General features: G+C 41.2%; 19 protein-coding genes, 1 pseudogene and 2 riboswitches. Of the genes and pseudogenes, 16 read left to right on the forward strand and 4 right to left on the reverse strand.

Annotation, left to right across the window (positions count from 1 at the left end):
* Positions 1 to 14: 14 nt before the first annotated feature.
* Positions 15 to 815 carry a hydroxyethylthiazole kinase gene (thiM, locus tag J2T13_RS13175; RefSeq protein WP_429371919.1) on the reverse strand — a complete coding sequence of 267 codons (801 nt, stop codon included), beginning with the start codon at positions 813 to 815 and terminating at the stop codon, positions 15 to 17.
* A gap of 196 nt (positions 816 to 1,011) precedes the next feature.
* Positions 1,012 to 1,115, reverse strand: a riboswitch (TPP riboswitch).
* 212 nt (positions 1,116 to 1,327) lie between these two features.
* On the opposite strand from thiM, the gene J2T13_RS13180 reads away from it, so the two are divergent.
* From J2T13_RS13180 to J2T13_RS13190, 3 genes are read left to right on the forward strand one after another with little or no spacing between them, the layout of a single operon-like run.
* Positions 1,328 to 2,020, forward strand: a complete 693-nt coding sequence (locus tag J2T13_RS13180) for a methionine ABC transporter ATP-binding protein (RefSeq protein WP_429371921.1) — start codon at positions 1,328 to 1,330, stop codon at positions 2,018 to 2,020.
* Entirely contained in the window at positions 2,013 to 2,675 is a 663-nt protein-coding gene (locus tag J2T13_RS13185) for a methionine ABC transporter permease (RefSeq protein ID WP_429371923.1), read from the forward strand. Before J2T13_RS13180 ends, J2T13_RS13185 begins: the two co-directional genes overlap by 8 nt.
* A 49-nt stretch (positions 2,676 to 2,724) precedes the next feature.
* Positions 2,725 to 3,558, forward strand: a complete 834-nt coding sequence (locus tag J2T13_RS13190; RefSeq protein ID WP_429371925.1) for a MetQ/NlpA family ABC transporter substrate-binding protein — start codon at positions 2,725 to 2,727, stop codon at positions 3,556 to 3,558.
* A 164-nt stretch (positions 3,559 to 3,722) separates the two neighbouring features.
* Here the strand turns inward: J2T13_RS13190 and J2T13_RS13195 are convergent, their stop codons facing one another.
* Entirely contained in the window at positions 3,723 to 4,529 is an 807-nt protein-coding gene (locus J2T13_RS13195) for a WYL domain-containing protein (RefSeq protein WP_429371927.1), read from the reverse strand.
* Positions 4,516 to 5,832, reverse strand: coding sequence for a helix-turn-helix transcriptional regulator (locus tag J2T13_RS13200; protein ID WP_429371929.1), 1,317 nt, complete (start codon positions 5,830 to 5,832; stop codon positions 4,516 to 4,518). Before J2T13_RS13200 ends, J2T13_RS13195 begins: the two co-directional genes overlap by 14 nt.
* Positions 5,833 to 6,028: 196 nt before the next feature.
* Here J2T13_RS13200 and J2T13_RS13205 point away from each other — a divergent pair, with 196 nt between their 5' ends.
* Both J2T13_RS13205 and J2T13_RS13210 read left to right on the forward strand, forming a co-directional pair.
* On the forward strand, positions 6,029 to 6,811 hold the full coding sequence (locus J2T13_RS13205; RefSeq protein ID WP_429371931.1) for a nucleotidyltransferase domain-containing protein: 783 nt from the start codon (positions 6,029 to 6,031) through the stop codon (positions 6,809 to 6,811).
* 20 nt (positions 6,812 to 6,831) lie between these two features.
* Entirely contained in the window at positions 6,832 to 8,058 is a 1,227-nt protein-coding gene (locus J2T13_RS13210) for an RtcB family protein (RefSeq protein ID WP_429371933.1), read from the forward strand.
* A gap of 113 nt (positions 8,059 to 8,171) precedes the next feature.
* On the opposite strand, the gene J2T13_RS13215 is transcribed toward J2T13_RS13210, so the two are convergent.
* A complete protein-coding gene (locus J2T13_RS13215) occupies positions 8,172 to 8,408 on the reverse strand; it encodes a DUF6953 family protein (protein ID WP_429371935.1) in 237 nt (78 codons plus the stop codon).
* A 290-nt stretch (positions 8,409 to 8,698) separates the two neighbouring features.
* Between J2T13_RS13215 and J2T13_RS13220 the strand changes: the two genes are divergently transcribed.
* The 11 genes and pseudogenes from J2T13_RS13220 to J2T13_RS13270 all read left to right on the forward strand — a co-directional run bounded on the left by J2T13_RS13220 (position 8,699) and on the right by J2T13_RS13270 (position 20,849).
* A complete protein-coding gene (locus tag J2T13_RS13220) occupies positions 8,699 to 9,754 on the forward strand; it encodes a FecCD family ABC transporter permease (RefSeq protein WP_429371937.1) in 1,056 nt (351 codons plus the stop codon).
* A gap of 1 nt (position 9,755) precedes the next feature.
* The gene (locus tag J2T13_RS13225; protein WP_429371939.1) at positions 9,756 to 10,796 is read left to right on the forward strand and encodes a FecCD family ABC transporter permease; all 1,041 of its coding nucleotides are present in this window, start codon (positions 9,756 to 9,758) and stop codon (positions 10,794 to 10,796) included.
* 63 nt (positions 10,797 to 10,859) lie between these two features.
* A pseudogene (locus tag J2T13_RS13230) lies at positions 10,860 to 11,523 on the forward strand (ABC transporter transmembrane domain-containing protein); the annotation flags it as partial.
* 357 nt (positions 11,524 to 11,880) lie between these two features.
* The gene (locus J2T13_RS13235; protein ID WP_429371941.1) at positions 11,881 to 12,927 is read left to right on the forward strand and encodes an NAD(P)/FAD-dependent oxidoreductase; all 1,047 of its coding nucleotides are present in this window, start codon (positions 11,881 to 11,883) and stop codon (positions 12,925 to 12,927) included.
* Between the two features lie 133 nt (positions 12,928 to 13,060).
* Positions 13,061 to 13,612 (forward strand): glutathione peroxidase, encoded by a 552-nt coding sequence (locus J2T13_RS13240; protein WP_429371943.1) that lies wholly within the window; start codon positions 13,061 to 13,063, stop codon positions 13,610 to 13,612.
* Between the two features lie 174 nt (positions 13,613 to 13,786).
* Positions 13,787 to 14,791 carry a Gfo/Idh/MocA family protein gene (locus tag J2T13_RS13245; RefSeq protein ID WP_429371945.1) on the forward strand — a complete coding sequence of 335 codons (1,005 nt, stop codon included), beginning with the start codon at positions 13,787 to 13,789 and terminating at the stop codon, positions 14,789 to 14,791.
* Positions 14,792 to 14,962: 171 nt separating this feature from the next.
* Positions 14,963 to 15,122, forward strand: a riboswitch (FMN riboswitch).
* 131 nt (positions 15,123 to 15,253) lie between these two features.
* On the forward strand, positions 15,254 to 16,213 hold the full coding sequence (locus tag J2T13_RS13250) for a DMT family transporter (protein WP_429371947.1): 960 nt from the start codon (positions 15,254 to 15,256) through the stop codon (positions 16,211 to 16,213).
* Positions 16,214 to 16,426: 213 nt separating this feature from the next.
* Entirely contained in the window at positions 16,427 to 16,942 is a 516-nt protein-coding gene (locus J2T13_RS13255) for a hypothetical protein (RefSeq protein ID WP_429371949.1), read from the forward strand.
* Positions 16,943 to 17,150: 208 nt separating this feature from the next.
* A complete protein-coding gene (locus J2T13_RS13260) occupies positions 17,151 to 18,125 on the forward strand; it encodes a ring-cleaving dioxygenase (RefSeq protein WP_429371951.1) in 975 nt (324 codons plus the stop codon).
* 447 nt (positions 18,126 to 18,572) lie between these two features.
* On the forward strand, positions 18,573 to 18,902 hold the full coding sequence (locus tag J2T13_RS13265; RefSeq protein WP_429371953.1) for an ArsR/SmtB family transcription factor: 330 nt from the start codon (positions 18,573 to 18,575) through the stop codon (positions 18,900 to 18,902).
* A gap of 186 nt (positions 18,903 to 19,088) precedes the next feature.
* On the forward strand, positions 19,089 to 20,849 hold the full coding sequence (locus J2T13_RS13270; protein WP_429371955.1) for a SulP family inorganic anion transporter: 1,761 nt from the start codon (positions 19,089 to 19,091) through the stop codon (positions 20,847 to 20,849).
* The last annotated feature ends 41 nt before the right edge of the window (positions 20,850 to 20,890 follow it).

Genomic DNA, 20,890 nt, shown 5'->3' on the forward strand with positions numbered 1-20,890 from the left:
GTTCCTGTAACTTCTTAGACTTGGTGGATTTGGGCTCTTTCTTGTAAAGTTTCTGGTGATACGCATGCCAGTTGGTTCAATAATTCAATCTGAAAGCTTCCAGGCCCTTGATGTGCTGTCATCTCAGCAGCTATTTCAGCGGCAACGCCATAGAAAGCAAGCGCCTCGGTAACGGATTCCAACCATGCTTGTTCGCTAACTTCGCTTACAGCTAAGAATGCTCCGATAATAGAGCTGAGCAAGCATCCAGCCCCTGTAACTTTAGTTAGCAGAGGATGACCATTACGGGTGGTGTAAGTCCTGCGTCCATTCGTAATCACATCTTCCTTTCCCGTAATGACAACAATACATCCTAGCTTTTGAGCAGCCTTTTGTGCTAGAAGAACAACATTGCCTTCGCCAACACCTGCATCTACACCTCTGATGGACCATTCCTCACCTACGACGTTTGCTACTTCTGCAACATTGCCCCTGAGCACGGCAAGCTCAATTTCCTGAGTGATTCTCTGAGCAATTGTTGTCCGATAAGCCGTGGCACCTGCTCCAACCGGGTCAAATACGACAGGAACATGATTCTCATTCGCGGATTTTCCAGCAATAAGAATTGATTTCACCACATTTTCATCGAGGGTACCCATATTAACAACCACTGCACTTGCTAATTTAGCTACATCTGCCACTTCTTCATGCGCTTGAGCCATAAAGGGAGAAGCACCCAAAGCGAGCAGCCCATTGGCTGTGAAATTGGTAACGACCATATTCGTAATATTATGTATAAGTGGATTCTCCTGACGAACTTTGTTTAGAAATGACATGCTTAACAACCTCCTGAATTTTAGTTGGTTATATAGGATATGATAGCCGAATAGCTATAATTTCCCTTGAAACGGTTACCGTCCCTTTAAGGACATAGAAGTCAGTTCTTCTTGTAAACAAATAAAGGCCCAGCCATTTCCAGAAGGAAATGAGTGGGCCAAAAAGTTCAGTCAAGCCATAATATATGCATGATTTGAAAATTTCGTTCCACTTCCCTCCGCTGGTATAATCCAGATCAGGTTCCAAGGGTCCGAAGCTTAATGCTTCATCTCAGTCGTTAGACTCCCCTAGTGAAAAAACAGGCTGTATTCAATTCGTTGATGTAAAGAATATAACACAAAATTCCCATATGTAAAGCGACATTTAGGAATCAATACGGATTCTGTATCACAATTATCCTTAAACCTGTGGTATGATTATTTTTATTCTGCCAACCTTTAAGCGCGTGTTCAAAAATTCGACTTTTTGAACAACCTCTTTAAGAACAGTAGTAGATAGGAGGAACACTCCCTTGATTTCGTTGCATCAGGTAAGTAAAACTTTTGTGAGTTCGACTAACCATTTCCAAGCTGTTAATGCTGTATCTCTTCAAGTGCAAGAAGGTGAGATTCATGGAATTATTGGCACAAGTGGTGCGGGTAAATCGACTCTGTTACGGCTGATTAATTTATTGGAGAAGCCCGACAGTGGTAGTGTGATCGTGGGGAATCAGGATCTGACTCAGATGAGTGAGAAGGAGCTGCGCGAAGCTCGTAGGAACATCGGCATGATATTCCAAGGATTTAATCTGGTGAGCAATAGGACGGTTAGTGGAAATGTTTCCATACCGCTTGAATTAGCAGGAATACCGAGGCGTGAACGTGTGGAACGTGTAGATGAGTTCTTAGAATTTGTGGGGCTAGAGCATAAGTCGAAGCAATATCCTTCACAACTAAGTGGAGGAGAGAAGCAGCGAGTGGCGATTGCCAGAGCGCTTGCGAATCGTCCTAAAGTGTTGTTATGTGATGAACCTACATCCTCTTTGGACCCTAATACGACAAATGGTATTTTGGGTGTGCTGAAACGGCTCAATCAGAATTTCGGGCTCACGATCGTTATCGTAACACATGAAATGGAGGTCGTCCGCAACATGTGTCACAACGTATCCGTTATGGAGCTAGGCAGTTTAGTTGAGACTAGCGTGGTGGATCAACCACATGATTGAATATATCATGCAGTATGAGTCTGAAATATGGAAGGCTATTGGGGAGACTTTCGCTATGGTGGGGATATCCATTATCGCAGCGATATTAATAGGACTTCCGGTAGGTACATATCTATATTTGTTGGGGAAGGGTCAGTTATACGAGAATCGGTGGCTCTATGGGGTTTTGAATATGATCGTCAATATTGTGAGGTCATTCCCATTTCTGTTATTGGTCGTTTTTTTGATCCCATTTACACGTATTGTCGTTGGAACAGCACTAGGCACACTTGCGGCTTCGGTGCCGTTATCCATTATGGCGATTGCCTATTATTCAAGGTTAGTGGAGCAGTCCCTGCTAGAGGTTCCAAGAGGTGTGATCGAATCGGCTTCATCGATGGGAGCATCTACCTTCCAGATTATCGTCAAATTTATGTATGTCGAGGCTCGCTCGGGACTCACGCTAGGTTTAACGACTTCAATTATTAGTTTCATCTCATACTCAACCGTGATGGGGATCGTGGGTGGGGGTGGAATTGGCGATTTCGCCATTCGCTATGGGTATCAACGGTTTGAAACGAAGATTATGGTATTTACAATCATTATTATGATTATATTGGTGCAGCTCATTCAATTTACAGGTAGCTATATTTCGAGGAGGCTCGATAAGAGATAAACTGATTTGGAAATTGCCTGAATAACAAACATTATGGGGGAATATAAAGATGAATAGAAAAATAATGATGTTGCTAGTCGTTGTATTTATGTTGGTTGCAGCGGGTTGTGGAAATAATGAGAAACAAGCTGACAATAGTGCAAATGCTCCGAAAGCTGATGAAGAAGTTACTTTGAAAATCGCTACATTGATTCCTCCGATGACGGAGATATTGGACCTAGTGAAACCTCTATTGAAGGAGGATGGAGTTAACCTTGAGATCGTGGTACTGTCCGATAATGTACAGCCTAATAACGCTTTGGTTAATAAAGAAGTGGATGCCAACTTTTTTCAACATGAACCTTATATGAAGCAATATAATGAAGCTAATCAATCCGAAATGGTTACAGTTCAACCTATTTATAATGCTGTGTATGGTGCTTATTCCAAAACGTATAAGAACATGGAAGATATGCCTGAAGGTGCCACAATCGCTATTGCTAATGATCCATCGAATATCGGACGTTCACTTGTGATGTTCGAGAAGAACGGATTGATTAAGTTAAAAGAAGGCGTTGGTATTCAAGCTACACAAGCTGATATTACCGAGAATGTGAAAAAGTTTAAATTCAAAGAAGTCGATTTGTTGATGCTGGCTCGTACACTAGATGATGTGGATCTAGTGGCTATGACTCCAGCGTACGCTAAGCCTCTTAACTTAACACCTAAGAAAGATGCATTAATTACTGAAGGTGATGATTCTGATTTTGTCATTAATCTAGTGGCGCGTAAGGATAATGCAGACTCTGAACCTATTCAGAAGCTTGCAAAGCGTATGGCAAGTCCAGAAGTGAAGAAGTTCCTTGAGGATAATTACGGGGATATCGCAATACCTGCTTTTTAATAAAAATAGGTTAAGCGTAAGTACGAAGGATTGTTCGAACTAGGGTATAAGTATAGCGACGGAAGTTTTCCTGAAGAGTTACAGGAGAACATTCGTCGCTTTTTGTTAAACATCGTTAAACATCTAAAGACTGGTAAAGACGTTCATCATACCTAGAATATGAACTAGGGTGAAGTGATTCCATACCTTTCAAGTGCTTTTCTTGAGGTTTCTAACATGCGCCTTTGTAAATGATCCCCTTCAATGATACGCACTCTTTTACCTAGGAAACGAATTTTGGATAGTACATATTCCCCCTCATCTCTAATAAAGTTTAAGCGTAGTCTGTATATCTGTTCTGTTTCATCATAGATGACTTCTTTCTCGAAGCAGGAGAAGGCATACAAGATACGAGATAACTCCTCATTGTAATCTTTGACTACCTCAATGACGACTTGATCTCTGAGGTTATCCAAGATTTGATGGATGTTCATGACAGCTTGAGCGATAACCTCAGGTGAGGTAGTTACTTCTATCATCGATATGATTTTGCTCAGTCTCGTATTCATCAGAGAACGATGTCTAAGGTGGTACCACAGCAGGTACCATTCTTTTTTGACCATGGAATATTCTAATTTATATGGAACCCCGTGCTGATCTGTAGATGTGCGTCCTCCCTTCAAACGATAGGTGATGACCAGACTACTCTTATTCAGAATGAATCGGCGGCAAGTACGTAGAAGGGGATGATAGACCTGCTTTTCTAGACTGCGTCCCTTTTCTATTAGATGTTCTTTGAACTCTATGGTGGGATCTTGTGCGAGCACTTCTCTCAACTTTAGTAATGTGTCTTCAAGAAAAGCTTCCGTTGCTGCGGGATGCTCAAGCATGGTCTTAAGCCAGCCTCTCTCCTGTGAGGTGACCATGAAGGTACCGGAGTCATCTAGACGGGAGATGATTTGATAATTAAATATTTTCTCAAATAGATTCATAATACGATTGAAGCTCCTTCCATTCGGCAATCATGTCGTGTCTTAGCGAAGGGGGCTCTAGTATTTCACAACTAGACCCGAAGCTGCGGAGCCAAGGTCTGATCTCGGTGGAGCCATTTACAACAATTTCATAAATGAAAGTGTCCTCATCTTCTTTAGTGATTTCCCCCCACTGTCCTTGTAACAGTACTCGTTCCTTAATGAAATTGGGCTGTGATAATCCAGGGTTGAAGAAGCGAACACGAACTGTAATCGGACGTCCTGTATCAATCAACCAGCTATGCTTAATCCTATCTTCTAAATTCTTGGACACAGTATCAAATAATGGTTCTGAGATTTGGATATCCTCTACGATCTGGGTCATCCCCTCTAATCGATACTTTCGAATTCCCTGGCGTGAGTGGTGAGAGAGCAAATACCACCTGCCATATTGATGGTCATACACCACTTTCAGCGGAAGTGTGAACTCCTCTCGACCTTTGTTTTCACGTTCAAAAGTTGGATTGGTATTCTTGGAAGCATAGCTCTTCTCGGATTTGGGTGAAAAATATAGAAATCTTATTTTACGATGATTTCGAATTGCATCCAATAGTGTAAATAGATGAGCCTCATCCAGAATACGTGAATAATAGTGGTATTTATATAAAAAGGGTTCTACAACCTGCCTATCTGGATAGAGTTGGGTCAGGGTCTTCTTCAAGCTATCACGAAGCAAATAGCCTTGTACGGAGGGAACTTGTGTATTGGCCATCACATCGACATAATCGAACAGATCGATCAGTTCATCTTGTGACAGTGCCTTTATCAGATCATTCTGAATTCGAAATTTATAGGGACGTAAGCCAGATTCTCTTACAATCACCCCGACTTCTTCTAAATATTTGAGATCTTTACGTATCGTCTTCTCGTCGGGTTGAGTAGAATCGGCAGCTAAGCTTCCGCAACATACGTCCAGAAGTTCCATAGCCGTTAATGAATGATGATGATGTAGTGTAGCTAATAGTAAGGAGATTCTTTGGCTCTCCGATTCTTTTAGTGACTTTGCACGAAATAGAAATAAGAGCATAGGGTCGGCAGAATCGTAATAATCCAATCGAATGGATTCCGCTAGTTCTGGGCTCTGTTCATGGGGGAGTTGTTGAGACATACTATGAATGATTTCTTTTAGCTTACGAATCGTCTTATCAATAGTATGGATAGAGATACCTAGACGATTCGCAAATTGTTGGCGATTATAAGCCCCGCTCGTCAGGACGAGCATACGTAGAAATTGAATCTCTTTATCAAAGCTTTCTTTAGCCATGTGAACCTCCAATGATACGCAGTTGGATGAATAATATATCTCATTGTAACAGGACTATCGTAGAGATTACCAAAGTTTCTCATGGATTGCCATACTTTCGCCATGTTCGTTTAAGCTTGAATAAGCGATGATAGGTCCAGAAGACATGAGACATTAAGACTTATAGACGCGACGAAGTGAAATGGAGGAAATGAGTATGCCGGATATGAAGCCACAGATTATGGAACAACTAAGAAAGATTGAAGAGGAAGAATCCGTTAAGATCATATATGCTTGTGAGTCTGGAAGTCGGGCATGGGGGTTCCCATCCAAGGATAGCGACTATGATGTTCGGTTCATATATGTGCGTCCTGTAGAAGAATACTTATCTATTTTTGAATCAAGGGATGTTATTGAACGGCCCATTAGCAACATGTTGGATATTAACGGTTGGGATCTTAAGAAGGCACTTTACTTGCTTAAGAAGTCGAACCCGCCCTTGCTGGAGTGGTTACAGTCACCGATTGTGTACTTGGAAACGACCTCGATCGCAGAGCAAATTCGCGAGATGTGTTATTTCATTTATTCCGAACGAACCAGCATGCAACATTATCTACATATGGCCAAAGGGAATTATAGAGAATATCTTCAAGGCGAAAAGGTCAAAATCAAGAAATACTTTTACGTGCTGCGTCCGATTCTAGGTTGTCAATGGATCGAGCATAACCATACCATGCCACCCATGGAATTTGATCGGTTGGTTGATGAATGTATTCCCAAGGGTAGTGAACTAAGTGCAGCGATTGAGAATCTTCTTGTGCGTAAAAAGGCCGGAGAGGAAATGGATTATGAAGCTAGAATTGAAGTGATCAATGAATTTCTGGAAGAACGAATAGCTTACTTTGAAACATTGGCACCTAGAATACTTACCGCAAAAAGCGAACATAGAGAGGAATTGGACACCTTATTCCGGTCTGCACTACAAGAGGTTTGGATGTAAAGCGAAAGGAGTTGAAGTAAATGTCATATCAAAATATAGAGGGTATTCGTGTGTGGGGGAAGCTGGATGAAGGAGCTTTATCTCAAGCCAAAACCTGCTCTGTTACCGGAAATGTTGTGCAGACACTCTTGATGGCAGATCATCATTTGGGCTATAGCCAACCTATCGGTGGTGTGGTAGTGTACGATGGGCAAATTTCCCCCTCTGGGGTCGGTTACGATATTGCTTGTGGGAATAAAGCGGTCAGAACGAAGTTATTGGCTAAAGATGTGAAGCCACGTATCTCTGCCATAATGGATCAGATTGCTCATAAAATATCCTTTGGAGTTGGACGCGTAAGTGAAGTGAAGGTTGATCACGATCTGTTCGATGATCCCAATTGGTCAGTCTATGCAGATGTGGGTAAGCAGGAGCATGATACAATGAAGACATTAGCTCGGAACCAGCTAGGAACGGTGGGGAGTGGCAATCATTATGTGGATTTATTCGAGGAGCCAGAGACAGGTCGTCTGTGGATTGCGAACCATTTTGGAAGTCGTGGTTTTGGTCATCGGACTGCAAGTGGGTTTATGAACTTGATAGCCGATAGAACATTTATGGCCAAGGCTCCCGGAGAGAAGATGGATCAGTCTCCACTATTATTAAATATCGATAGTGAACTTGGGGATATGTACTATCGGGCGATGATGTTAGCAGGTAGGTACGCCTATGCTGGACGCGATGCAGTCATGGATCAAGTACTTGATATTCTAGAGACAGAAGCTGACTTCGAAGTACACAATCATCATAACTATGCATGGAAAGAGACACATCATGGGAAAGAGAACATTGTTGTTCGAAAAGGCGCCACCCCTTCAAGACCTGGGCAATTAGGGTTTATTGGAGGGAGTATGGGGGATATGTCTGTTATCGTGAGAGGTAAAGATACAGATGAGAATCGGGATGCCTTCTACAGCACCGTACATGGAGCAGGTAGAGTAATGAGTCGTACGAGAGCCGCAGGCAAAATGAACTGGAAGACTCGTCTAAGGAGCGGTGGGGAAATTTCCCCCATACAAATGCTGGACGCCATTCGTGATTTCGGTGTCGAGCTTCGGGGAGCAGGGACAGACGAGAGTCCATTTGTCTATCGGAAGTTACAGGATGTACTCGATGCACATGCAGAGACTATCGATGTATTACACAGATTAAAGCCTATTGGTGTATGTATGGCAGGGGCAGATGAGTTTGATCCTTACAAGGATTAGAATGTAGCAGTGTGGACGAGCGAAGAAATGAGGTCGAGATAATCAATAAAGCCGATCAGTAGAGTAGACAACCACACTGATCGACTTTGAAATTGTAGTTCATGAGAGTCATGTTAAGTCCAATACCAGAAGAAACCTTCCCGGTCCCAAGCGGCTTTACCTCCGTGTAACTTTTTGAATGCCTTCTTGGCATCTTTGGAGATAGACTGGTTTCCATTCTCATTAACATAAATAAAGGCTTCACCGAAGTTAGTTATGATATAAGAAACGGCGTCAGTCTGAATTAATTTCCCTGTAGACTTTACTTCGTTTAGCATCCATTCAGCCACTTGCTCTGCTGAGTATTCCATGTGTATCGCTCCTTAAATCAGATAAGCAACATTATACATCTTGATTCGAATAATGACAAAAACATCTTATTGAGCATATCCAGTAGAGAGAATGGTCATGTTGCACCATCGCTCAATTAACAGTAAAGAACCCTTTAAGCGAATGGCTTAGAAGGTTCTTTTGTCATTTATCTATTTTGTACAAGAAAAAGTTGATGTTTATCCATTGCCAAACCTTCATATTATATATAATATATATATAAATATGCAAATGATAATCAGTATCAATTGATTCGGAGAAGGAGACAGAAATGCAATACTCTATAAAAGCAGGAGAACAAGTAGAGAAGACGTCAGCTGTAAAACATCGTTCTCGTCCATGGGCAGCATCGTTAATATTAGTGGGTGGAATGGTTGCGCTAATATTTGGGATAGCTCTGTGTATCTCATTAGGAGCAGCAGATATTAAATTGTCAGTCGTGTGGGATGCTATTTTCCACTTTAATCCTGAATTAACACAGCATCAAATTATACAGGAATTACGTTTTCCACGTGTTCTTGGCGGAGCCATGGTAGGGGCTTGTTTTGCAGTAGCAGGAGCAATTATGCAAGGGATGACAAGAAATCCATTAGCGGATTCTGGGCTTCTTGGATTAAACTCAGGAGCAGGATTTGCGCTTGCACTCTGTTTTGCTTTTGCGCCAGGATTACCGTTCTTATATTTAATTATGTTTTCATTTCTCGGGGCAGCGCTAGGAGCGGGGCTTGTTTACGGTGTGGGTTCATTTTCTAAGACAGGTTTGAGTCCCATTCGTCTCGTTCTTGCAGGAGCAGCAGTTAGTGCTTTGTTGTCTGCATTGAGTGAAGGGATTCAGTTATACTTCCGTATTGGACAAGATTTGGCCTTTTGGTATGCTGGCGGAGTAGCTGGAACGACTTGGTTACAGCTCAAAATTATGTTTCCTTGGGTTGGGGGTGCGATTATAGGTGCGATTATCCTATCTCCCTCCATTACGCTACTTAGCCTTGGGGATGACATTGCAGCGGGACTTGGTCAACGAACCAAATTAGTCAAATTTCTAGGAGCGATAATCGTTCTAATATTAGCAGGATCGGCAGTATCGGTTGTGGGTGTAGTTGGTTTTGTCGGACTCATTATTCCTCACTTGACGAGAATGCTTGTAGGTGTTGATTATCGTTGGATCATACCTTGTTCGGCTGTGTTAGGGAGTCTACTAGTTATGTTTGCTGATCTTACAGCTCGAATTATTAATCCACCGTATGAGACGCCTATTGGAGCCCTAATTGCGCTAATTGGTGTGCCTTTCTTCCTTTATCTTGCACGTAAAGAAAGGAGAGCATTATAAAATGTCATCTATAGAATCGCAAGGATTGTCTGCAGATCGTCGGAAGAAAGTTCGCGATAGGACAGTCATCTTGATATTTGGTGTACTTATTATTATTGCATTTATGATTAGTATGAATACAGGTTTTATCAGGCTTTCACCGCTGGAAGTGTTACGCACGCTATTTGGATATGGAACGGAAAAGCAAGAACTGATTCTATTTGAATTCAGACTTCCACGGATTGTCATTTCTGTACTTGTCGGGGCTGGACTTGCCATCTCGGGATGTATTCTTCAAGGGATTTCACGTAATGCACTGGCTGATCCTGGTATTCTGGGGATTAATGCTGGGGCGGGGCTAGTAGTTATGCTATTTATTTCCTTTTACCCAACAACGGCTGCTGCACCGACTTTTTTGTTGCCTGTTCTTGCTCTGCTTGGTGCAGGGCTGACGGTCATGTTAATATACTCACTTTCCTATAAACGACATGAAGGGATATCTCCATCACGGTTGTTGCTAACGGGGATTGCAGTAGCAGCCGGGATTAGTGCCGTTACCATTGTACTTACTCTAAATTTAAGACCAGAACAATATCAGATTGTGGCGACTTGGATGGCAGGTAGTATCTGGGGAACGACTTGGAAATATGTTCTTGCCGTGCTACCGTGGATTGTTGTATTGATTCCTTATGTCATGTCTAAAGCGCGGGTGCTTAATGTCCTAAATCTAGGGGATCAAATGGCTTATGGACTTGGAATGAGAGTTGAAAAAGAACGATTATTGCTACTAGCCGCTGCAGTAGGTCTTGCTGGCTCATGTGTATCCGTTAGTGGGGGCATCGGCTTTGTAGGTCTGATCGCTCCACATTTAGGGAGAAGACTCGTGGGTCCTAAACATCAGGCGCTACTTCCAGCATCAGCTCTAATTGGGGGTTTTCTTGTAATAGTAGCCGATACCCTAGGTCGGTGGATTATACGACCGTCTGAGATTCCGGCGGGGATTGTCGTTGCCGTTATTGGGGCACCGTACTTTCTCTATTTACTCTCACGGACAAAAGACTAGCTCTACTAGCTTCTGTAAACTTTAGAATATAAATAGTAAGAACGGAAGTGCTGTGTGCTACGTCGTTTTTTCCATACTATAAGCCTTACAGGACATCTTGTATCCAGGATGACGAATGATTTGATGGACATTGGTGAGATTGCTCATCATGGTCCTGAGGATTTATTTCAGTAAAAAAATGACACGTGCTTTTAACCGTATGTTCGCCGATATTGCGGATTTTAATGCTCGTGTTGAGAACAATGTAAGTGGAATTCGTGTCGTTCAAGCCTTTTCTAACGAGACTCATGAGATGAATCGCTTCGCTGTTAATAACGGACGTTTTCGTCAGACGAAATTGATTGCCTACCGTATTATGGCTTTGAATTCATCACTAAGTTACATACTTATGCGTTCTGTATCTTTATTTGTTCTTGGTTGTGGTACTTGGTTCGTTATAGAGGGACAGATGACACATGGAGAATTTATCGCTTTTGTATTGTTATCCAATGTGTTCTTAGATCCTATCCGAATGATTAATCAGGTTATAGAGACCTATCCTAAAGGGATTGCAGGCTTCAGACGATACACCGAAGTACTTGAGACTGAGCCAGATGTGGCTGATCATCCAAATGCCGTTCAAGTTGATCATCTGCAAGGTGATATTCAATTTAAGAATGTGACCTTCGGTTATGAGAATAAAGATAATGTATTGAACGATATTAGTCTGAACATTCAGGCTGGGGAATTCAAAAAGTCATCTTTTGATCACGAAGCATATCAAGAGGCCTAATCGACGTCGAAGATTGAATTCAGCCGGTCGTAGTGTATGCTTTCGAAGGTTGTTTCCTCCGGAAACATTTCAGGTGCTCACCATAGGTACTGCAAGCGCATGCTTCCGAAGTCGTTTTCTACGAAAACGTGTAGCTCCGCTCCTCACTCCCTTGCTTCATCCAATCTTCTGAGGCGTTTCAAAGAAACGCAACATCGTAAGCATACACTTTAGTGCTGAAAAGTCGACTTTTTGATCACGCACTATAACGAGAAATGTAAATGTTCATGAAAATACACTTGTGAATCTATAAATCATACTGGAGGAATTATCATGACTGAAGGATTAGAACTGTTTGATGTTACTATTATCGGTGGAGGACCCGCGGGAATGTACACCTCCTTTTATAGTGGAATGCGTGATCTAAAAACAAAATTGATTGAGTACGGGCCTGAGCTAGGAGGACGTATTCTGATCTATCCTGAGAAGATCATCTGGGATATTGGAGGGATTACTCCTATTAGAGGAGAGAAGCTTATCTTACAGCTGAATGAACAGGCAAGAACGTTTGATCCAACCGTATGCTTAAACCAACAGATAACCGAACTTGTTAAGTTAGCCGATGGAAATTTCCTATTGACTGCTGCGACGGGAGAGAAACATCTGACTCGAACGGTTATTCTGACCGTGGGGTACGGTATTCTAACCATGCAAAAGTTAGATATTGAAGGTGCGGATCGTTATGAAGTAACCAATCTACACTACACCGTACAAGAGTTAGAAGGTTTCCGTGGGAAGCATGTTCTAATATCAGGAGGAGGCAATTCAGCTGTTGACTGGGCGAATGAATTGGAACCGATTGCTGCAAGTGTAACCGTTGTACATCGTCGGGATCACTTCGGGGGGCATGAATTTAACGTATTGAAGATGAAGGAGTCCTCTGTAGACGTACGTACACCCTATGCATTAACGCAGTTACATGGGAATGGAACATCTATTGATCAGGTTACGGTCACGCATATGGAGACTGAGGAAACCGTCCAATTCGATGTTGACCACGTCATTATCAATCATGGCATGAGATGTGATTATGGACCGATACTCAATTGGGGACTAAATATTCAAGATGATTTACTTGTGGTAAACGAGAATATGGAGACCAACATTCCTGGGATATTTGCTGCAGGTGACTTTGTAAGTCATCCTAGCAAAGTACGGCTGATTGCAGGAACCTTCGTCGATGGCGCACTGGCTTTGAACAGCGCTAAATTATATCTGGATCCCGAAGCAACGAAGGTAGCGTATGTATCTTCTCATAATGAGCGCTTTATTGAGAAGAATAAGAAGATTGAAGCAGAGGCTGTCAAATCTTCTCACTAATTTCTAAACCCTTTTCATAAGTTCTTTCATATTTTCCTATTGTAAATTACCTTCTTTTTATTCTTTATTAAATAGAATAGAATAGAATGGATAGCACATAGACAATATTACATAAGGACAAGAGGGGAATATTATGAGTATTTATGATTTTAACTTTCAAGCTGTAGGAATGAATGGTCAGGTTAAATCCCTAGAGGAGTTTGAAGGGAAAGTTGTTTTGATTGTAAATACGGCCAGTAAATGCGGATTTACTTACCAGTATGAAGATTTGCAAAAATTGTATGATCGTTACAAGGATAAAGGATTCGTAGTGTTAGGATTCCCATCCAACCATTTTGATGATCAAGAACCTGGTAATAATGAAGATATTAAAACCTTTTGTAAGCTGAATTATGGGGTAACTTTCCCTATGTTTGAAAAGTTGCATGTGAGAGATGAGAACGCTCACCCGTTATTTAACTATTTGACAGCGGTAAAACCGTTTAAAGGATTTAATCCCTTTCACCCGTCATCAAAGCTATTAACTTCAATAATTAATGAGAAGGTTCCAGAGTACCTGATTGGCGATTCTATTAAATGGAATTTCACTAAATTCTTATTAGATAGGAAGGGTAACGTAATCCATCGTTTTGAAGCGATGACAGATACCATTGATATGGAGAATGATATTGAGAGTTTACTGTAACTGGTTGGTCAAAAGCCAGATATTAACCGAGGTATAAGAATGGATATAGGGGTGTCTCAAGCCATTGTTCAGGCTGTTGAGACCCCTTTTTTTATAGTGATGTGAATCTATTATTTGGAAGATATGAGGTTAGGTTTTTGATATAATAGGCTCGACAGAAGAGAGGAGCAGGATATGAATATGAATAATAGTCATGAGAGCAAAATAAAGTGGGGAATATTAGGTACGGGCTGGATTGCTTCTCAATTTGCTAGAGATTTAGCTCATGCTCAGAATGCGGAGAGGTTTGCTGTTGGATCACGTACGAAGGAAAGTGCTGACCAATTTGCTGAAAATTTTAATTTTGCTCATGCTTATGGAAGTTATGAAGAATTACTAGCCAATCCTGAGATTGATGCTATTTACGTGGCTACACCTCACCCATTTCACAAGGAGAACGTACTCACTTGTCTTCGTGCGGGCAAAGCTGTGCTATGTGAGAAGCCTTTCACAATAAATGCAGCTGAGCTCGAAGAGATGATTAGCTACGCTAAGGAGAATAAACTATTCTTAATGGAAGGTATGTGGACTCGCTTCTTACCTCCCATTCGTAAAGTCAGAGAGTGGCTTCAAGCAGGACGAATTGGTGATGTAAAATTGGTGAAGGCTGATTTCGGTTTCCGCTCAGATTGGAATCCGGAAGGAAGGTTGCTTAACCCTGATTTAGGAGGGGGAGCGCTTCTAGATGCTGGGATCTATCCCATTTCTTTCGCCTCAATGGTTCTTGGGGCGAAACCTGAGAAGATCATGAGTACGGCACATATTGGAGAAACAGGGGTAGATGAACAGTTCTCTATTCTTTTAAGCTATGAATCCGGTAGAACCGCATCACTGAATGGTTCCGTTCGACTCAATTTAACCAATGAAGCTTATATATATGGCACAGATGGGTATATTCATATCCCTAGTTTTCTGAATAGCAAATCAGCTTCACTGTTCATCAACGGTGAGGAAGTTGAGACCTTCACGGATGATAGAACGTCAATTGGGTATGTGTATGAGGCTGAAGAGGTAGGTAGATGTTTACAAGAAGGCCTTACCGAAAGCTCAATTATACCGTTAGAAGAATCTTTAGGGATTATGAAGATACTTGATGAGGTACGTGGGCAATGGGGATTACGTTATCCTTTTGAAAAATAATGGAGTATCTTCGACAATATTAGCAGTTTCGTTGTATAATGAATGCAAATAAATGAATTTCCTGAAACATGTCATTTCATAAGATGAATGTGACTATTTTAACAGAGGATTGTCAACTATTGTTGTAGTATTTACTTATAATTAAAACATCACATTTTAAACTAATTGAATATGGATCTTCGGGGTAAGGTGAAATTCCTAACCGGCGGTGAATGTTCGTTCTATCTCAGAATGAACATAAGCCCGCGACTTGCTATTCTGAATAAGAAATAGCGACTGACTTGGTGAGATTCCAAGGCCGACGGTAAAGTCCGGATGGGAGAAGATCAAGAGATTCGCATGTTGTGGAATATTAATTCCCTGCAAGCTTATTTGATCAGCCCCCGCTTCTGTCGATGATGTATCGATGAAACGGGGGCTTTCCGCATAAGAACCCCATATTCAGGCTAAGGGGACAGGGATATGGATAACGTAAGTGTAAATGGACAGAAGCCGCTATCATTACCAAAAGAACAGGGGAGCAACAGTGGCTTCTGGTTAGTCGTATTGGGTGCTGCACTATGGGGTGTTGATCCTTTATTTAGGATTCTGTTGTTGAAGTCACTTACTTCGACGCAAATTGTATTACTTGAGCATATTATTATTGCGCTAGTCGTTGCTCCAATTCTATGGAGACAACGGAGTGAACTTCGGGGAATTAGAGCGAAGCATATTGCTGCATTACTCTTTATATCATGGGGTGGTTCAGCACTTGCAACGATATTGTTTACAATGGGATTGGCTGATGGAAATATGAATGCTGTATTATTACTTCAGAAATTACAGCCATTGTTTGCCATCATCATGGCGAGAATGTTATTGAAAGAGAGATTACCCCAGCGTTTTTCCTTATTGTTCATCCTTGCACTTATAGGAACTTATTTGCTGACATTTGGTTTTAAAGTACCCTTCGGTCATTGGAATGAATTTGTTCAAATAGGTAGTTTATTTTCACTCGGCGCAGCGGCGCTATGGGGTGGTTCAACGGTCATGGGACGTTTAATGGTTGGACAAATGAAATATGAGACAGTAACTTCGTTACGCTTCATACTAGCTTTGCCTTTGTTGCTTGCTATAACATGGGGTGAAGGGGGAGTTTGGAACTTGCCGACGGGTTCTTCGGCGATCGTAGGAGTGTCACTTAATTTATTGGGGCAAGCCTTATTGCCTGGTTTACTGAGTTTACTTGTATATTATAAGGGACTTACAACGACCAAAGCTTCGGTAGCTACATTCGCAGAATTAAGTTTCCCAATGGTGGGTGTTCTAATGAATTGGATTGTGTTTCACGAGATTATTACGAGTGCTCAAATCTTCGGATTTGTTCTGATATGGGCTGCATTATTCGTCATCTCTAGGCAAAGCCAGTCTTTGAAAGCATGATGGGAGGTATGTACGGCACATAGATTACGACCAAATCGCAAATGGATTTGGTCTCTTTTCGTATTGATCCCATACTAAACTCATCGCCAGAAGTGGAATGAGGAGTATAAAAGGTTGAGTCTTATTAATCATGATTTTGGACAAATTTGAATTTATGTTAAAATAAACCTTTGAGTGATTAAATTCGTTGAATTTACATCGGAGGGTTTAATATTGAAAAAAGTATTTCCAGTTATCTTCACTATTTTAATGATTCTTACGGGGTGTACTTCTGATACAGTTGATACAACTCTCTACCAAGGCATGAGTTTAGACATCGGTGTTATAGGGGGGGCTCCTAAAGTCAGAGAAGATAACATCAAATTCATTAATATTACGTTTGAGGAAATTGAAAATAGGAATCTCTTGGATGATTTTGATGCTGTATTCATTACGAGGGAAAATCTTTCTGAAGCTTCTGACAGTAAATATGCAAAAATATATAAAAATGCTGGTATTCCATTCTTCTTTATTGAGTCTAAGAAATCATATGTACCCTTTCTTGATGAGGCATTATCCTATGAGGATTCTCCAGATAGTAAATCAAGTGACTATGCCACGGGCTATTTTCAGCTTGGTGAAGAAGGTCAATCTTGGGGCTATGGACTCTATAATAATAAAATAAATGAATCCAATATCAAAGACGTCTATTCACGAATATTTACAACGATCTTAGAGAATCAAAAATAAAGAATAAATGATCCCAAGCTTGGAGCTACTATCCAAGCTTTTTTGGTTTTGAGGAAAAAGATTTCTTTTTTATCAAATTAGATATATACTAATTAAAAGTATGCAACTAACTAAAATAATTATCGAAGGAAAATAGTTCTGTTATTAGGATCTGACTTCAAGTGGAAACTATCCACAATAAATGTAATGTTGAGAGGATGTACAACGAATGAATGTTAAAGGTATTCACCATTTGTCCGCCATGACGGGTAGTGTAACGGGTAATTTTGAGTTTTATACAGAAGTTCTTGGGATGCGCCTTATTAAAAAAACAGTAAACCAAGATGATACATCTGCGTATCATTTATTCTATGGAGACGAACGAGGAAATGCAGGTACGGAGCTTACCTTTTTTGATTTTCCGAGTATCGGACAGAATCGAAAAGGGGTGAGTAGCATCTCCGGTTCTTCACTTCGTGTCCCTAGTGATGAGGCACTTGGATTTTGGGTAGAGCGATTTATTGAGCATGGGGTTAAACATTCACCGATTTCAGAATTTGCTGGACGGAACGTTATATTCTTCGAAGATCCGGAGGGGCAACAGTTATCCCTTGTTTCTGATGAGACGAATGTGGGCGTAGTGGGTGGAACTCCCTGGGAGAAGAGTCCTGTGCCAACACAATACGGTATTGTGGGTCTAGGACCGATAAAGCTTACGGTTCGTAAACCTGAATCGACAATAGCTGCACTTCGTCTAATCGGATTCACTGAGAAGGCTCGGGTACCTGCTCTAGTTGAGGGTCAAGAAGATATTATAATCATGCAAGTAGCTGAAGGTGGATCGGGTGCGGAGGTACAGGTCGAGCCACGAAGTGATCTTTCACCGACTAGACTTGGAAAAGGGGGCGTGCATCACGTCGCTTTTCGTATAGCGGATAAGGAGGAGCTTCTTGCCTGGATTGAAGTGTTGAACAAAGCGGGCTTACCGAATTCTGGATTTGTAGAGAGATTCTATTTCCGCTCTCTATACTTCCGTGAACCGAATGGTATTCTGTTCGAGTTAGCTACAGATGGCCCTGGATTTGATACCGATGAACCTTTTGAGACCTTAGGTGAGTCGCTAGCTCTTCCTCCGTTTCTTGAGGATCAGCGCGAATCGATTGAAGCTAATCTGAGACCGCTGGATACGAAACGTTCGAAGTAATAGCTATAGCTAGAAGTAGAAGCACAGAGCAATTTATCCTAATGAAAATCTATCCAAATGATTGAATATTGAAACGACGCCTAGGTATGGGAGCACTGCAAAAGTTTACTTTTCAGAACAAGAAAATAATCAAAAAAAACGAGCCTCTAGAAACGCTTCTAAGGCTCGTTTCGCGTAAAGGGAGTTATATTAAACTCCTTGAATTACATAATTTTTCCGAGGATACTACTTTTGCAGGGCTCTCAGGTATGGGCGTCGTTTTTTAGTGGAGACTTGTGGATATCATAATATACGCTATTGAATTTAGAAGTGAACCGTTCGATGCAGCTTTGTGCCTGACTGAAAGGGTGTATTATGATGGTTATGGCAAAATCAAATGTGCTATGATAGTGTAATCTTTACATCTTTAATAATTGAGGTTAATAAGGCGACTAAGGAGCAATGAATATGAATCAAGATATACAACAATTTAAAGCTGATTTCTTCAAAGCCTTAGCGCATCCCATGAGAATTCGAATCCTTGAAGTCCTGAGTGAAGGGGATAAGAATGTGAACGAGTTACAAATGATTCTAGGATCGGAAGGCTCTGCTGTATCTCAGCAACTGGCTGTATTAAGGAATAGAAATATCGTGAATGGACTAAAAGAGGGTACTTCTGTTATTTATTCATTGCGAGATCCACTAATCAATGATTTGTTAGCAGTGGCTAAACAAATTTTTGATAACCACCTTGTGGATGCTATATCATTACTAGAGGGTATTCGAAAAGAGACATAAAAGGAAACACAAAAAGAAAGACAAACGAAATATCAAAAGAACATAAATCCTAAGACAAGGAGATCCTTAAGTTAAACTGGGGATCGCCTTTTTTGGTGATTTTTGTGTTTGACATGAACAAAGCAGAGGCGTATTATTTTATATATATTCAAATAATCAAATATTCAGAGAAGAGAAGGTACGTGGATGAAGTGGACAGGAAGGTTCGAGGGCTACAATAAATCAATGTTACGTAAAGATCTTATCTCGGGTCTGATTGTAGGTATTATTGCCATTCCATTAGGGATGGCATTTGCTATTGCTGCTGGGGTCAACCCAGAATACGGCATTTATACAACGATCATTGCCGGTATTATTATTTCTCTATTTGGTGGCTCCAAATTTCAAATTGGGGGACCGACAGGTGCATTTATTCCTATTATTTTCGCAATAGTGATTCAATATGGTTATGAGAATTTACTCATTGCTGGCTTCATGGCAGGGATGATTCTAGTTCTCATGGGTTTATTTAGGCTAGGAGCGCTGATTAAGTTCATACCTAAGCCCGTTACGATCGGATTTACTGCAGGTATTGCGGTCATTATCTTCACGGGTCAGATTGCCAATTTGTTAGGACTAACGGAACTAAAGAGCCATGAGAATTTCCTGCCTAATATGAAAGAAATCGTGATGCATATCACGACCATTAACGTATACAGTGTCTTGACTGCCGTTCTCTGTTTCGTAGTTATCTTACTCACTTCGAAATTCTTGCCGAGGGTTCCAGGATCGTTGGTTGGTCTTGTGATTTCAAGTGTTGTTGCAGCACTATTCTTTGAAGGACAGGTGGCTACGATTGAATCTTCCTTTGGAGCTATTCCGAGTGCGCTCCCTCAATTTCATATACCACAGATAACGTGGGCTACAGTGCAGAACCTTATAGGTCCAGCTTGTATTATTGCTGTGTTAGGAAGTATTGAATCTTTATTATCGGCAGTTGTTGCGGATGGCATGTCGGGTAGTCGTCATAATAGTAACCGAGAACTTATTGGGCAAGGGATTGCGAATATGGTGACGCCATTGTTTGGGGGAATTCCAGCGACAGGGGCTATCGCACGAACAGCAACGAATATCAAAAGTGGGGCAGTATCACCCTTATCTGGCATTATACATGGGGTCGTTGTTTTCTTAGTTCTCATTTTATTTTCCCCCTATGCATCTCAGATTCCATTAGCCAGTATGGCGCCTATCTTGATGTTGGTGGCGTGGAATATGAGTGAGCGCAAGGAGTTTATGCATGTATTAAGAACAAGAACAAGTGATTCACTTATTTTACTGGTTACCTTCTTCTTGACGGTATTTACAGATTTAACAACAGCTGTAGAAATAGGCTTAGTGTTGGCCATCATTATATTCGTGAAGCGTATGAGTGAAGTTATGGCGGTTACGAAGGTGTTACCTGACCCTAATGCAGTTGACGAACATTTGAAGGGACATATGGTAACCGAAAGCCATGATTGTCCACAAATTAATATCTATTCGATTGAAGGTCCATTATTTTTCGGCGCAGCGAGTTTATTTGCCAAATCTATTATGGATACGATTCATATTGAACCTAAAATTGTATTACTGAGAATGAGTAAAGTACCTTTCATGGATACGACAGGTGCCTCTCAATTAGCTAGCATTGTGAAATATGCTGAAGTCAATGAGGGACAGGTCATCGTATCAGGCATTCAATCTCAGCCGTTAGACGTGTTAAGAAAGACGAGATTGAGTGAGCTGATCGGCGAAGAACACTTCTTCGTACACACAGGAGAGGCAATTGAACATGCTCTACATCAATTAGACCGTAATCAATGTCTCAATTGTAAACACTTCGCATTTCGTGAATGTTCAGCTTTATCGAACGTTACCGATAACCCGAAGGGAGTTCACACCATTGATTTGGTGAATTCTCCAGTATAATAACTTTGATTATTTGGATTAAATTCCCTGTGAATTTTCTC

This window comes from Paenibacillus sp. DS2015 (genome assembly GCF_050433705.1).
GTDB lineage: Bacteria > Bacillota > Bacilli > Paenibacillales > Paenibacillaceae > Paenibacillus_AQ.